This window comes from Methanosarcina sp. UBA5 (assembly GCF_002505485.1).
Taxonomy (GTDB): Archaea; Halobacteriota; Methanosarcinia; order Methanosarcinales; family Methanosarcinaceae; genus Methanosarcina.
In genome coordinates, this window is sequence record NZ_DAVG01000115.1 from 1 (window position 1) to 13,205 (window position 13,205).

Annotated in this window: 16 protein-coding genes; 10 read left to right on the plus strand and 6 right to left on the minus strand. The window is 37.9% G+C overall.

All coding sequences use genetic code 11. The features are described from left to right. The first annotated feature begins 873 nt into the window (after nt 1–873). From BP621_RS17265 to BP621_RS14740, 5 genes are all read left to right on the plus strand, one after another. A complete protein-coding gene (locus BP621_RS17265; protein WP_394339316.1) occupies nt 874–1,053 on the plus strand; it encodes an OapC/ArvC family zinc-ribbon domain-containing protein in 180 nt (59 codons plus the stop codon). A 155-nt stretch (nt 1,054–1,208) separates the two neighbouring features. After that, complete coding sequence (locus BP621_RS14725) at nt 1,209–1,748, plus strand: hypothetical protein (protein WP_292391303.1); 540 nt, start codon at nt 1,209–1,211, stop codon at nt 1,746–1,748. A gap of 489 nt (nt 1,749–2,237) precedes the next feature. Continuing rightward, nucleotides 2,238–2,462, plus strand: coding sequence for a hypothetical protein (locus BP621_RS14730; protein WP_292391304.1), 225 nt, complete (start codon nt 2,238–2,240; stop codon nt 2,460–2,462). Between the two features lie 196 nt (nt 2,463–2,658). Next, nucleotides 2,659–4,395: a DNA primase family protein gene (locus BP621_RS14735; RefSeq protein WP_292391305.1), complete on the plus strand. Its 1,737-nt coding sequence runs from the start codon at nt 2,659–2,661 to the stop codon at nt 4,393–4,395. A 614-nt stretch (nt 4,396–5,009) separates the two neighbouring features. After that, the gene (locus BP621_RS14740; protein ID WP_292391307.1) at nt 5,010–5,453 is read left to right on the plus strand and encodes a transposase; all 444 of its coding nucleotides are present in this window, start codon (nt 5,010–5,012) and stop codon (nt 5,451–5,453) included. Between the two features lie 316 nt (nt 5,454–5,769). On the opposite strand, the gene BP621_RS14745 is transcribed toward BP621_RS14740, so the two are convergent. Together BP621_RS14745 and BP621_RS14750 are read right to left on the minus strand one after the other, a co-directional pair. Then, nucleotides 5,770–6,000: a hypothetical protein gene (locus BP621_RS14745; protein WP_292391309.1), complete on the minus strand. Its 231-nt coding sequence runs from the start codon at nt 5,998–6,000 to the stop codon at nt 5,770–5,772. Between the two features lie 14 nt (nt 6,001–6,014). Then, nucleotides 6,015–6,197: a hypothetical protein gene (locus tag BP621_RS14750; protein WP_292391311.1), complete on the minus strand. Its 183-nt coding sequence runs from the start codon at nt 6,195–6,197 to the stop codon at nt 6,015–6,017. Between the two features lie 288 nt (nt 6,198–6,485). On the opposite strand from BP621_RS14750, the gene BP621_RS14755 reads away from it, so the two are divergent. From BP621_RS14755 to BP621_RS14765, 3 genes are all read left to right on the plus strand, one after another. Next, nucleotides 6,486–6,665: a hypothetical protein gene (locus tag BP621_RS14755; RefSeq protein ID WP_292391312.1), complete on the plus strand. Its 180-nt coding sequence runs from the start codon at nt 6,486–6,488 to the stop codon at nt 6,663–6,665. Between the two features lie 280 nt (nt 6,666–6,945). After that, a complete protein-coding gene (locus BP621_RS14760) occupies nt 6,946–7,605 on the plus strand; it encodes a hypothetical protein (RefSeq protein ID WP_292391313.1) in 660 nt (219 codons plus the stop codon). A gap of 1 nt (nt 7,606) precedes the next feature. Continuing rightward, nucleotides 7,607–7,942 carry a hypothetical protein gene (locus BP621_RS14765; RefSeq protein WP_292391314.1) on the plus strand — a complete coding sequence of 112 codons (336 nt, stop codon included), beginning with the start codon at nt 7,607–7,609 and terminating at the stop codon, nt 7,940–7,942. A 29-nt stretch (nt 7,943–7,971) separates the two neighbouring features. Here BP621_RS14765 and BP621_RS14770 read toward each other — a convergent pair whose 3' ends face one another. Next, nucleotides 7,972–8,526 (minus strand): PH domain-containing protein, encoded by a 555-nt coding sequence (locus BP621_RS14770; protein ID WP_292391315.1) that lies wholly within the window; start codon nt 8,524–8,526, stop codon nt 7,972–7,974. 418 nt (nt 8,527–8,944) lie between these two features. Between BP621_RS14770 and BP621_RS14775 the strand changes: the two genes are divergently transcribed. Further along, nucleotides 8,945–9,370: a hypothetical protein gene (locus tag BP621_RS14775; RefSeq protein ID WP_292391316.1), complete on the plus strand. Its 426-nt coding sequence runs from the start codon at nt 8,945–8,947 to the stop codon at nt 9,368–9,370. Nucleotides 9,371–9,513: 143 nt separating this feature from the next. Beyond that, nucleotides 9,514–10,689: an Ada metal-binding domain-containing protein gene (locus tag BP621_RS14780; protein WP_292391317.1), complete on the plus strand. Its 1,176-nt coding sequence runs from the start codon at nt 9,514–9,516 to the stop codon at nt 10,687–10,689. A gap of 896 nt (nt 10,690–11,585) precedes the next feature. Here the strand turns inward: BP621_RS14780 and BP621_RS14785 are convergent. The 3 genes from BP621_RS14785 to BP621_RS14795 are packed head-to-tail and all read right to left on the minus strand — an operon-like array spanning nt 11,586 to nt 12,527. Then, nucleotides 11,586–12,002: a hypothetical protein gene (locus tag BP621_RS14785; protein ID WP_292391319.1), complete on the minus strand. Its 417-nt coding sequence runs from the start codon at nt 12,000–12,002 to the stop codon at nt 11,586–11,588. Nucleotides 12,003–12,014: 12 nt separating this feature from the next. Then, nucleotides 12,015–12,191 carry a hypothetical protein gene (locus BP621_RS14790; protein ID WP_292391320.1) on the minus strand — a complete coding sequence of 59 codons (177 nt, stop codon included), beginning with the start codon at nt 12,189–12,191 and terminating at the stop codon, nt 12,015–12,017. 21 nt (nt 12,192–12,212) lie between these two features. Continuing rightward, entirely contained in the window at nt 12,213–12,527 is a 315-nt protein-coding gene (locus BP621_RS14795) for a hypothetical protein (protein ID WP_292391322.1), read from the minus strand. Nucleotides 12,528–13,205 lie beyond the last annotated feature (678 nt).

Genomic DNA, 13,205 nt, shown 5'->3' on the forward strand with positions numbered 1-13,205 from the left:
GCAGCGTAAACTACTATGCAGCCTACCGGAAAGCCTGCTTGTAAAATCTATATGTTCGGGTTCCTTCCCTGCACATATCCAGGATTAAGGACTGAAAGCTCACAGTACGAAATGATAGGTATCAAAAAGTAAAAGCCTTTATATAGTGTAAATGTGAAGTTCAACCTGCCAGGATTCCCAGGGACAACTCCGGACACTTGACAGGAAGCTTAAGCCCTTCTAATCCTAAGCATTTCTAAGAGCTTTTCTTTTCTACCAGGCAAGTATACCAGGATTATGATATTATCTCAGTGATGAGCTTCTCAGTAAGCCACGATTCAGCATAAGGACTTTAAACATAGAACTTAATGGATGTATTGGTATCTCATCTAAATGGCTCTGTGTTACTATAGAGCACAGGGCCGAGGCTCCTAACTGTTTTTAACTGTATAAATAAAATCGGTGAAGTTGCTTTCCTTTCTGTTTTCCTTAACCTCTTTGTACTGTTTACTACTTCCTTAATTTTATATACCTGCTTGTTCTGCATAGATCTTTAAAATATATGCGAAAAACCACACGCTATAAACGCTTTATTGCACATAGCGAGATTGTGTATTTTTGCCCTGCTTTGTGTGTGTCTAAGTTCTATCTGTGCTTAGAATTAGATTTAAAGGAATATAAAGAACTTAAAAGCATATAGAAAAGCAGTTAACTATTGGCCCAGGTGCTTTTTTATGGATATTAAAATCAACAACAGTAACCCTTAAAAGTAGTTATATTTCAGGCAGATTTCCAGTAGGTAAGACTTTATTAAAAATTTAAATATTTTAGTATCTTTTTAACACTAATATAAATTTGGATAAGCTTATATATCTATAAGGTGTATAAGGTTTTATGTCAACTGAGGCAAAACATTTCATAACAAAAGAAGTGAGGCTCATAAGATGTACTCATTGTAGCCATGTTTGGCAGCCCAGAACAGAGGTTTTGCCAAAGGTTTGTCCTAATTGTGGGAGCAGAAAATATTTAGAACCACGACAGCGCAAAACCCACACAAAGAACAGAAGATCATGAGAAAATAAGATTGATTGAGGCTAAGGCCGCCACGCCTGAGCCCCAGAGAATCCCCCTTTAAAGGAGAATATTGACATGAGAAACTATGCTATTCTACTTAATAGAACTTTCCATGCTGGATTTTTAACCGCCCTGTCTTGCTCGATGGTCTAACTATGACCGACAAAAGGAAGAGAGGGAGACCCAGGAACCCTAATAAGGTTTTCATGGAAGCTACTTTAGTAAGAGATACTCCTGAACAAATGCTACTTTTAGAGGCCACAGGACACACACACTCTGAAGCGTACCGGCTTGGATCGCGAATCCTGACGAAAACTAAAACCCCTGTAGGCTTGAAGCTGGAAGAAATACAGGCCCTGGTAGATAAAGAAGAACTCACGATCCAGGAAGCTCTGGAGAGAAAGCAAGCCTTACTTAATGAAATCAAAGAGCTTGAAATGAGACAGGAAGCAGAAAAGGAAGCAAGAGCGAACCTGGAAAGCACTATAGACGTAATGGTAAAGCGCCTTCACCTGATTAAAAGAGATGTAAGAAAGGATGTTCCCAACAAAAAGTATTTACTGGAAAGTGCTCTCGGTCTAGTGCCTGAAGGTTCCATTACTTATAAAGAACTTGAAAGCTTCCTGAAAATGGAAGAAGGAATTCCAGACATTGACGAGATAAGGGATTTTGTTAAATCCAAACTTACTTTATAATTTTTTTTCTTTTTATTGTCAACTTCACTGCTATTTTCTGTTAACCCCCTGATTTTAAGAAGTGCTCAATTTTTAGTCTCTATATATCGTTTTTCTAATTATATTATATTATATTATATGATATCATTTAATTCAATATAGTAGTATAGTCTTTTCAGTCTCTACCGGAACTCAAGGTAACTGTATAACTTTTTAAACTGGTTGAGATTTCTCAACGGTTGAGAATTGTCAACGGTTAAGATATCTTAACGGTTAAGAATCCGCAACGGATGCCACTATTAAATCCATTAAGTTTATATGGCATGACGCAATAGTACTTTATATGCAGTCCGAAGAATTCAGAACAAAAACTGTAAAAGTGTTACACTGCAACAGATGCAATAAGGAATGGGAACAGAGATACCCAGATCGACCACTACCAAAGACCTGTAGATGGTGTCATAGTCCTTATTGGAACAAGGAAAGAAAACACAACATAGAGGTTAACAAATGCAAAACAGAGAAGAAAGATTAATAAATCTGAATTGGCGCAGGATATCAGAACTCAGTGGTAAGGCCCGCCTATCCGACCAAGAAAGAACGGAACTTATCACAAGAACAAACCTTCAAAATAGATATGCAGGTTCTTTTGATGGTGATTTCTGCACAGATTATAAAAAACTTGAAGAAGTCTTGAGCATCATTGAAGGATGCAGAAGACCATTGACTGTTTAAAAACTTAAACAAAAGGAATGTTAGGCGGGAAACCTGCAAGTTTCGCAGCCTCGACACTCAAGCAAAAAGCTATCAGTACTATATAACACCATACTATAGTACTATTCTATCATATTTAAAGGTTTTCGCTTGCAGTATCATGCAAATAGCTTGCAGTATCATGCTTTTCCGCCACAGTTTAAAGAAGGTAAAAAACATGAATTCAATAAACAACATAGAATTGCAAGCATCTACTATAGGCGATCTGAGCGACATTATTGAACCTCTTGATATATGGGAATGTAAGTTAAGAGTAACACATATTCCCACCAAACCCCTAGACAGATTAAGAGCTTTCCGGAAGTTCATTTATGAAGATTTAGAGGACATGGATACAGAAGAGTGGAAGATTTTTGTAGAAGAGGACGTAAGGAAAGCCTTTGTTTTAACTATCCCACAAGCAAAGGGAGTTATTAAGGAAGCTCTCAAAGAACGCAAAGCACGACAGAAGAGGGAAGTTATAAGACAGGCCGCCCAGGAAGACCAGGAAGAGCAAGGAGAATTAACGGAACTATACGAGAAGGTATGGCTTAAGAACTTAGAGAGGTTTGAAGTAAGGCCCATAATACAGAACATAGCCGACTATCTAAAGGAGAAGCTTAACGCTTTTGTCTATAAATCAAAGTTCTATGTTTATGATGATGGGATTTACAAAGAGGGAGAAAGCAAGATCAAAACAGAACTTAGCGCACTACTCAGAGAGATAAACTATACCGGAAGGGAAACAGATCTTTCTGTTCAAGTCCTGCACTGTATAGAGTTCTCTGAAGATATCACAGAATACCCTTTCAATAAGTACTCAAATCTCATACCAGTACAAAACGGAATAGTAAAGATTGATTGGGTAGAGGGAACTGTAAAGCGTTTAGACTTCTCTCCTGAGTACAAATTCAACTATAAGATTGATACAGCCTATAACCCAGAGGCCAGCACTGAAAGAATAGAGAAGCTTTTAAAGCAGTATGACGGAGATGCAGCCCCACTTTATCAGATACCTGCACAGGCCATACTCCAAGCACTAGGACACGCACCATTTAAGAAAGCGCACCTTCTGCAAGGTCACACAAACGCGGGTAAAAGCTCTTTCCTTGAACTCTTATTCAGGACTATAGGACATGATCAGTTTAGTCATGTATCTTTGCAGGAACTAACGAACAACAGGTTTAAGCTTGCAAGCTTTGAAGGCAGGCTCTTTAATGTCTATGACGACTTAGGCGAGTTGCCTATGAGCGATTGCGGGAAGTTCAAGAACTTAACAGGAAGCTTCGAACATGAAATAGAAAGGAAAGGAAAGCAACCTTACCCCGCCATTCTTACAAATGTACAGCTTTACACCTGCAATAATGCGCCTATGCTGTCAGAGCAGATTAAAAAGGATGCTGCCTTTTGGGAGCGTTGGGAATTCGTAGAATTTAGTAACCGTTTTGAGACTGATACACAGTTCTATGATAGAGAATTCACGCAGGAAGTGCAGGAAGGATTTCTTCTTAAAATTATTGAAACAGTAATAAAGGTACATCAAGATAACAAGCTTCTTGTAACAAGCGATTCCGGAGAGGTTAGAGAGAAATGGTTTTCGAACTCAGACCCTGTATTTCAATACCTTGAAGCCTGCACCTTTAGCACTCCTGAGAGCGTGCAATACATTGATAGAGATGCCCTTTTTAAGTCCTTTATCCTTTGGTGTAACGATAACAGCATACCAGAAACCAAGAGGCTTAAAACGGTTAAGTCCTTTACTTCAGGTGTAGCGTGGTATGATGTTAATACTAAGAAGTGGGACGGTTTAGCATTCACTAAATCAGGAAGATATCAAGGCACTGTATTCGTTTGTCCTTTCGCTTTCAAGATGAACGAAGCAGGACAGAAGTACAAGGTAGATTCTATTAACTGAATCTTCCTTCTCTTCTTACTCTTTTCTCTTTCTCTGTCTAATAATAGACAAGCTTTATAAGTTTTTATTCCTTCAATTCCTGCGTTTTTTTGGAATACTCACAGCCATACAGAAAAAAAAATTACATCTTTTTTTACACAGTTAACTTCTTACAAAAAACATCGTTTTTTTTTCTCCATAAGCCTCGATTTGATAAAAAAGTGAAGGAATTGAAGGAATTTAAAAAGGCCGATTTGAGTATAAATAATCAAGTTATCTATAGATAGCGTTTCATAAGGTTAGATCAAATCTGTATGTCTATGGCCCGCTTCGCTCCTCGCGCACCTCCTACGCCAGAACCCTATTTACTGTTTAGCCCCCGCAGGAATGGCGTACCAGTAGCCCGCTAGGGCGTTGCTCATCCTACAAATTTGAAAGAATCTTACACAGTAGCCATTGGATTAATCAAATTCCCTGCTGCCCCACTTCCTAAAGGTTTTAAAACGCATTAGAGGGAACGAGGGTTTCGAAATCTTTTCCCCCATTTGCGCTTTATTACACGGAAGATTCACACCAAAAACAGCATCGGACTCCACATTACCTTTTTATAGTAAATGTCAATAAATAAAGTTAACATGAGTAAAAAACGGACAAAATGTACTCCAGAACTTACAGCAAAGGCAGTGGAACTAATCAGGGAAGGGTTCACGTACTCCCAACTTGCAGCCGGATTGGGCATCTCAGAGGACACATTATACTTGTGGTTCAGGAAAGCAAAACAGGATCAAGCGCAGCCATATCTGAACTTCTATAATTCTGTAAAAATTAGTGAATGTGAATTACTTTCTGAATGTTTGCAGAGTGTTAAAGCCTCTATGAAACATGATCCAAAGGCAGCATTCTTCATGCTTGAGAGGAGATTCAGCAGCGACTATGGAAAGACTTCCCAGGTTAACATGACTTCTCAGAACGTCAATATGAACTACGAAACCAAGTCAGATAAGAAAGATGCTGACAAAATCAGGGCTGAAATACTAGCAAAACTTGCACCTAAAAGCAGCCTGAAGCTTCCAGAGTAAACAGTTCAGCAAGGAACTCCGGTTCCTGCTATCTTCCTCTTTTTTGCTTAACTGGAATCCCAGTTATCCTTTTATCAATCCCCGCAGGAGTGGCGTTTAGTTGTGGATGTTGCACACTCAGAGGTAATGCTAGGATAGAATAAAAGCCAGGGTTAATGTCTACTGAGACCTACAGAGAGGCCCAGGATTGAACGCTAATAGAAAAGAGATACATCCTTAAAGCTTATTGGGAAAATGATTCCCAGGGCTTTAAAACCTTTTTGCATTTGATTTAAGTTACTCAATAAACACTTTTCTTAAAAACAGAAGCTCCTGTTTAGAGCCTTATCTCTTTATACGTTTCTTGCTCTTGCTGGTTTGCAAACTGCCTTGGGGTGACCACCAGCTCCCTGCTTGTTAAACTCTTCCTGAGTGCAGCAATAGAAGCATTGAGAGCAATCATTGAATCATTAACCGATTCTTCTAAAGCCTTTGCAGCTTGCTCAATATTGAGGATTTGCTCATCAATGGGAGCTACAGAATCGTAAAGCTGTTTGTCCTTTGCCATAGGCCCCGCCTCACTTAAAGCCGAATATCCAGGAACCTTCTCGCGTTGAATGCTGCAATAGCTTCAGGATTTTGGTTCTGGACTAATGCACCATTTTCATCATCAGGGTTTGCGACTAAAATCCCTTCCTGTACAAGGAAGTCTTTCAATTCTTTAATACTGTTTTCAACATTTGCAATTGCTTCTTCTAATGTCATTTCGATATACCTCATGAGGTTTTGTTTGTTAAAAACACTAGAAGGTTGAACTATAAAAATAGAATCCTGCTATGATTGCTGAGGGGTTAAAGGAGAGGAAAAACACGCAGAACAAGCCCCCTTCAACCCCTCTGGAAGAGATGGGTAAACGTTAGGCTGATAACGCTTTCCCCCGCAGTCACTCCATCACGATAGGCAAAGAGGGAAAGCTGTTTCAGTAGAGTTTCGCATATGTTTCAAGGATGCAATTAATAGAATAAGAGTTGAAATATAAAAGGGTTGTTATAATTGGCAAGAAAGAGGGAAGGACTGAAAGAACAGCGAAAAGTCCCTCCTCAAAGGCTGTTAAGCGTGATTGGTGATAAGAGGAGAGGCAATCAATATCGTTTTTTAAAACCTTCTCCTCATGCTGTTGAAATAAAAAAAGATAAGGTACAGCACCACAGAAGACAGAAGAGAAGTTTTTGACGCTTCAGTTTTGACTTTTGGGATTTGCCTTAGTCTTTTTATTACTGATTAACAATAAAAGGGATCAGATATATATAGATTTCCGTTAACGTTTCAAGGCAGCCGATGCCTTTTATTATGTTCGGTATCTTGCGGGTTTGTCTACAGTTTCTGTGCAAATTTTTTACAATGTTTTTGCCGTAACTGAGATTCCAGTTTCAGTGATTTGCCTCTTATAGTATGACCATTTATGAATTATTATATAGCAAACATTGCTGAAAAATCGCAGGAAAAAGATAATATGTATGACGAAATAACACATGATTGTATTTGTGGACGCTGCGGGCATCAGTGGCGAAGTCGTGGGAATTCGGCCCCTGCCGTCTGTAGCAAGTGCACTTCAAGGATATGGAACGATACGAACAGAACCTTTGATGTGATCATTGCCAGGTCTTGCGGTGAAGATCCGGATGGATCAGGCAGATATTCTTTCTGTATGCTTGAGTTTATAGACATGCCTGCTGTCACTTCGGATGATGCCTTTTTCATAACAAGAGAGGACTTGAACGAGTACCTGATGAATAGACGTTATCCGATTGGTTCCGCACTGGTCTTTATTGGGGATTTCGAGCTGGACTCTGAAACTAAGAATCTCATTGTGCATCAGATGAAGCTGATTTACATCACTGAGCCAGGGTTCAATTTTTACTTATCGTCTGTTGATTGTGCTTTTAATGTTAAGTCTGTGATCGAGAGACAGAAGGCCCAGAAACGGTTTGAGGAAGCAGAGGTGAAGCGTGCCGAAATGAAGGAGGAGGAAAAAAGGAGAGCTTTGCAGTTTGCCAGGCAGAGGCTTGAGCAGGTTGCTGAGAAGCAGAAGGTTATACAGAAAGTCATGGATGAATCAATACCACTGGAAGAGAGCATGAAGGCTCTTGCAGAGCTTGAGGGAAGGCCCTGATATGCCTGCTGGACGGCCCAAGAAGCCGACATGTAATCCGCAATATCTCAATGGATCTACCGGAGTTCAGACTGAGGAACATTTCAAGGTGAGTCCTGAACCCAGGCTGCTTATACCTATCATTGAGGATGATTACAGAGCCATTTCCAGGGACATGACCAGGAAGATGAGCCAGCAGACTTTGAAGTATTTGAAGGATAAAGGGTTTGTTAAGCACCATCATTTTTTCATGTATTCCCAGGTATCCGAACGGCCAGAGGACAGGACTATGATTCCTGAAAGATCAGTTATTGAGATTGTCAATGCTAAACTTATTTATCTATACGAGAGCTGTTAAAGGCTCTTGTATTTGTTTTAACTGTCTAATCATAACCCTAGAAGCTTTTTTTTCTGTGCAGTAAATTCTTCTTCTGTTAAAAAGCCCTGAGCTTTCAAGTCAGCAAGTTTTTTGATTTGATCTGCTATATCAACGTTAGAAGTTTGAGGTGCAAGATGAGTTTGTGATGTCGGAGAATTCTGAATATTTATATTCGGATTATTTACATTAGAAATCTTCGACTTCAAATTCTTTGTGAACCTCTCCGCGTCTTTTTTTGTTGCTTTTTTTATTATTAGTAAATCACTACCTGATTGAATTTTGACATCTGCCTGTATCATACCCGAATTTAATTCAACACTACTAATTCTAGTTAAAGGGAAGTCTATAGAAGAATGTCCTTTTAAGAACATTTTGTTATGGTATAAAATAACACGTGTAGGAGCTAATACTAAAGCACCCGTTTCTTCCTTTTGTTTTACTCCTGCCATAGTTCTATCTACGAGACCACTAATAGCGTCAATTATTTCTTCTCCTTCCAAAACTCTCTCAATACCTCGCAAGTTAAATTTTGCCCAGGCTCCGATATTCTCATTTTTTTCCATGGTGAAAGCTCCTCTATTATTTGTAATATTCATTTATTTTAAAACAGGAGATAATAAATATTCCGAATTTTTATCGCATAAGCACTTAATATTTTGATAATGATTCAGGAATGTCAGAATATTTGAAGAGCAAAAAAGTTTAAAGGCTCTTGTCATCCCTTTTAACTTCCTAAATATGTATAATCAATACCTATAGAACTGTCTTATTCTAAGGCTGTATAAGGTCATGCCTATGTTAAAGTCAAAAAAATCCACCGGAATACTTCTATTAACTTAATACAAGGCCTCTCTGTAAGCCCTAGTAAATCATACAGCCTATAATTCAATTACTCTATCTTTTCCTATTATGTGAATATCCCAGTAGATCCCAAACTATCCCAAGATATTGATTTATATCAATTGGGATATATTGGGATTTATGGTTACTAATGATCATGAGGGTTATAAGAAAATTCAATGCTGGATACCAGAAGATTTATGGGATAAAATAGAAGCGCTGAATTATCAAAATCAAACGGCTGCCATAACTGCAGCTTTTAAGAATATTCTCAACATATCCCAAGAAAATCCCAATTTATCCCAAGAGATCCCAAGACTCGCGGCCCAGGTTGAAGGACTTAAATTACTCTTGGAGGAAAAGGCAAATAGAATTCAAGACCTAAGCAAGCAGGTAGACTCAATGAGTACACAACTGGAAAAAAAGGATGAACAGATAACACAGCTTAATGAAGCCACACAAAAGCAAGCTGTTCATATTCAAAGCTTAATACAAGAAAACAGTAAGTTGAACATGAAGCTATTGCCTGAGACAACCGAGAATAAACCGTGGTGGAAGTTTTGGTGATAGTTTAGTGTGTTTTGTGATGTTTTTCACTGGTTTTGTAAAATAGCCAGATTTTTTGCAACGGAACCATTTTTATTATCAAATGAGCAAAAATAAATAACAAGGTTTATAGGAGCGTGAAAAGATCTTCCATATGTGGTAGCATGGTGGAATATAAACAAAAAAAGACTGGTATATTAAAAGGTATTGTTCGATATGTTATTGGTGTCCTTTTTTTACTAGTAGGAGTATCTTCCCTTTTTTCTGGAGATATTCTTCCCGCAGTATTTTCGTTTCTGATAGGCGTTATATTAACTCCTGCAATTGCAGATCCTATAGAGAGTAAAATACAAATGTCATTGTCTACTCCTCTAAGAGTTATTGCTGTTTTTTGCTTGCTAATTGCAATGGGTGTCACAGCAGATCCTGTCGAGCCTACAGAAAATACCATTTCTGATCCAATTGCATCTGAGACTCTGATAGTGAACAACAGCACGGAAGAGTCAGTTGCATCTGAAACTCCGGAGGTTAAAGCCGACACTCCAAAAAAGATAGCAGATAGTCCGGAACCTGAAGTAACTCCAGAGCCTGAAGATTTAATAGGAAAAAACGAAGAGAAAGATTCAATCGAAAAGGAATATCAAGAAGCCCTTAAAAAACAAGAAGCTGAGGAAACTGAAGAAACTTCTGGATTGGAAGAAAACTCAGTATCCGGAGAGACTCAGATATCAGGATCAACAATGCAGCTTTCTGAAGCTAAGAAAAATGAATTAAGTGGAATAGTTAAAGAATATTCTGGCTCGAATGAAATTGAAGTTATGTATATTTCACCTAAAGACTCGTCTTCAACTGGACTGGTCTCGGTCACTTATTATCTTGATTTTACTCCCAGCAAAGATAAACTTGAAAGTGACCTAGCTGATATACTAATATTCTCTCGATCGATTGCAAAAGAATCAGGAATAACAAATGATCCTAGTGTAAATGCTGTTGCAATGTTAAAGGATGGAACTGGACTGGGCACAGGAAATTACTATTCATCAACAGGAAAAACAGATATAGTCGTTACAATATCGGATTCAAAGACTGCAACGACATCAGATACAACTAACACGAACAGTGAAGCTAATTATGAAAACTCAAAAACGAAATCTACAACGACATCAAGCATAATTAATACCGACAGCAAATTAATATATGCAAGCTCAGAATCTAATAAATATCATTCAGCAGGATGCAGTTATGTTAAAAAAATTAAATCGGAAAATCTTATTACATTTAGCAGTCGAACAGAGGCTGAAAAGGCAGGTTATGAAGCATGCAAAAAGTGTGGTGGTTAAAAATTCTGAGGAGTGGGTACTCGGAACTCAATTCTGAGTATCCTCAAAAATTCTTTTTTAACACTTAATAACTATCAGAATATATAATATCTACCTTTTACGTTCTAGGGGGTTTTAGCTTCGCTCTTTTAGGCTTTTTACATGCCTTTTTTATTGCTTTTCGTAATTGTGATAAAATTTTAGCCATCAGTCAGTGTAATAAACCTTAGAATATATAAACTCAATTGTTTCCAGTTTCTTATAGGGAGCCGGAAGAAGTACACGGTTTATATGTGGGCACGGGAATGTCCGGAGAAGAGAAGGATAATAACAGAAGGCGCAATAATAAAGCTTATTAATACCAAGTTCATTGGACTTTATGAAACTTCCTAAACTTCCTTTTTCTCTTATGTAAAATTTTACCACCATTCAATATACAGTATTAATATCTTGCTCCGGTCTTGGTTTGAATTTGATCGAATCTTTTGACCTGTACACTCATCATTTATTCAAAAGAGAAATTATTTTTATCAGTGGTGTATTTACGTCTCCTGATATTTATTTAATGTTAAATAAATAATATTAAAGAACACTATTGTTTACATCAATGTAATCGAGAACAACATACATGATATACATATATAAACAGATGTATATATAATACAACAATATATAATAATATATAATGTATATTAATAGTCAACTAATAACTATTAATAGTTAATATACAATATATATAATAATACTTAATGTATAATAATAATACTTATTTATATATGACAGCACTATAATAATATAATGTATTATATAATAATAGTTTTATAATAACAAACGATAACAATAGATATTATTATATTAATATAAAGAGTATTATATAATAATAGTTATATGTACTATTTCTATTACTATTACTATTCCTATACATGCATATACACTACTATAAACGAGATGTACCACATGTATATATGATATATCATTAGCATAAGGCCACTACATAAGATATGCAGCAGTGTATCAGTGTGTATGTACAACATGCTCTCGCACCTCCGCACACAGTGCAGCAGTCTCTTTCCCTGAAGATATCCCATTACATCCCAGGGCATCCCAAGATTTGAGTACAGGCGATTAGAGGCCAGCACAGAAGAGATTAAGGTAAATGCCCATGTGCCCACAGAGAAGCCAGCCAGCACGCCAGGAGAGGCGCGAGAACGCAAGGGCATAATAGAAAAGATCTGCAAAAACTGCGGAGAAACCTTTGAGACTTCAAACTCAAAAAAAGAAACATGTTCCGCGAAGTGCAGAACAGCTTTTAACCGTAGGAAATAAGGATTCAAATATCAGGCCCTTCATTTTTCAGGGCCGCTGTCATCCGGTTTGGATTTGATACAGTAATCACACTCAGGGTTTATGCACATGTACCCGAATGCCTTATTAGTTCGTTTTCTCTTTCCACCTTCAGACGGATATTCTATTCTGATATATGCACTGTACAAAGTCTCTTGCTCACATTTAGGACATTTCATAAAATCACATCTTTAAAAAGATTAGGCACAGGATGGAAATTGTGTGCAATAATCCTGCTGCCATTCGTCATGGAAATCTTCAATAGACCTTTTCCCTTTTCTTCCATCGGGTAGAGTCACTTGTACTGTGATGAGATCCAGGAACTTAAACTTCCAGCCCCTTGATTCATACACCTTTAGGCCCCTATTGAACCATTCTTCGAACTCCATAGGGCGAGAATAAATAGATCGTCCTTCGCTTCTTGCAGGGTTCCTGATGCCCCAGGAATGATGCTGTGTACCTGCTACTCTCCCTAAGATTTGATTAGTCGCTGTGTTTATATTTTTGAATGCCATTTGTTGTATGCTCCTTCGTAGTGATATGTCGCAATATATACTATGGGTGTACCCGTATATAAAAGTGTGGGTGTACCCAGGAGCACAATAAATTATTAAGGAAGTTGAGCAGCTGCAACTTATTGAATTTATGGTTACTGCCCTTTGCTATGCTTCTGTTTGCCCGATCATTTCGGAAACTATAGGAATACGCAGGTTTCTGAATGGCAGTGTATACGGTAGCAGAAAATAATATTAAGAAACACATAGGCAACTACTAAACCAATAGCGGGCGCGTTTGTAGTACGCTATGCGTTTTCTGGAAATCCTGCCTGCACTTCATAGGTTATCTTTAGACAGTAAGGCTTTCTGTGCAGACTTGAATATTTAAGGGCGCGTTTTTGTGTTTATTGTAAGCTTATAATTATTGATTGATACCTGCCAGGCCAGGATAAAAGAACTGTCCGGAATTGCTTAATTACTTTCCTTATTAGGTAAGAATCAATAGCTTACAACACATTTGTAGAATAGGCACACAGTCTAACATTACAAAGGGTTGGAGAATTCGCTGAAACGGAAGAAGAAGCAGAAGTCGTACTTACGGATTATCTTTAGAGAGTGCCCTGCAGAATGGGAGAGTATGGCCCGTTCCTTTCAGTCACTCCTAAAGCGCCCCTCTATGCAGCGTAAACTACTATG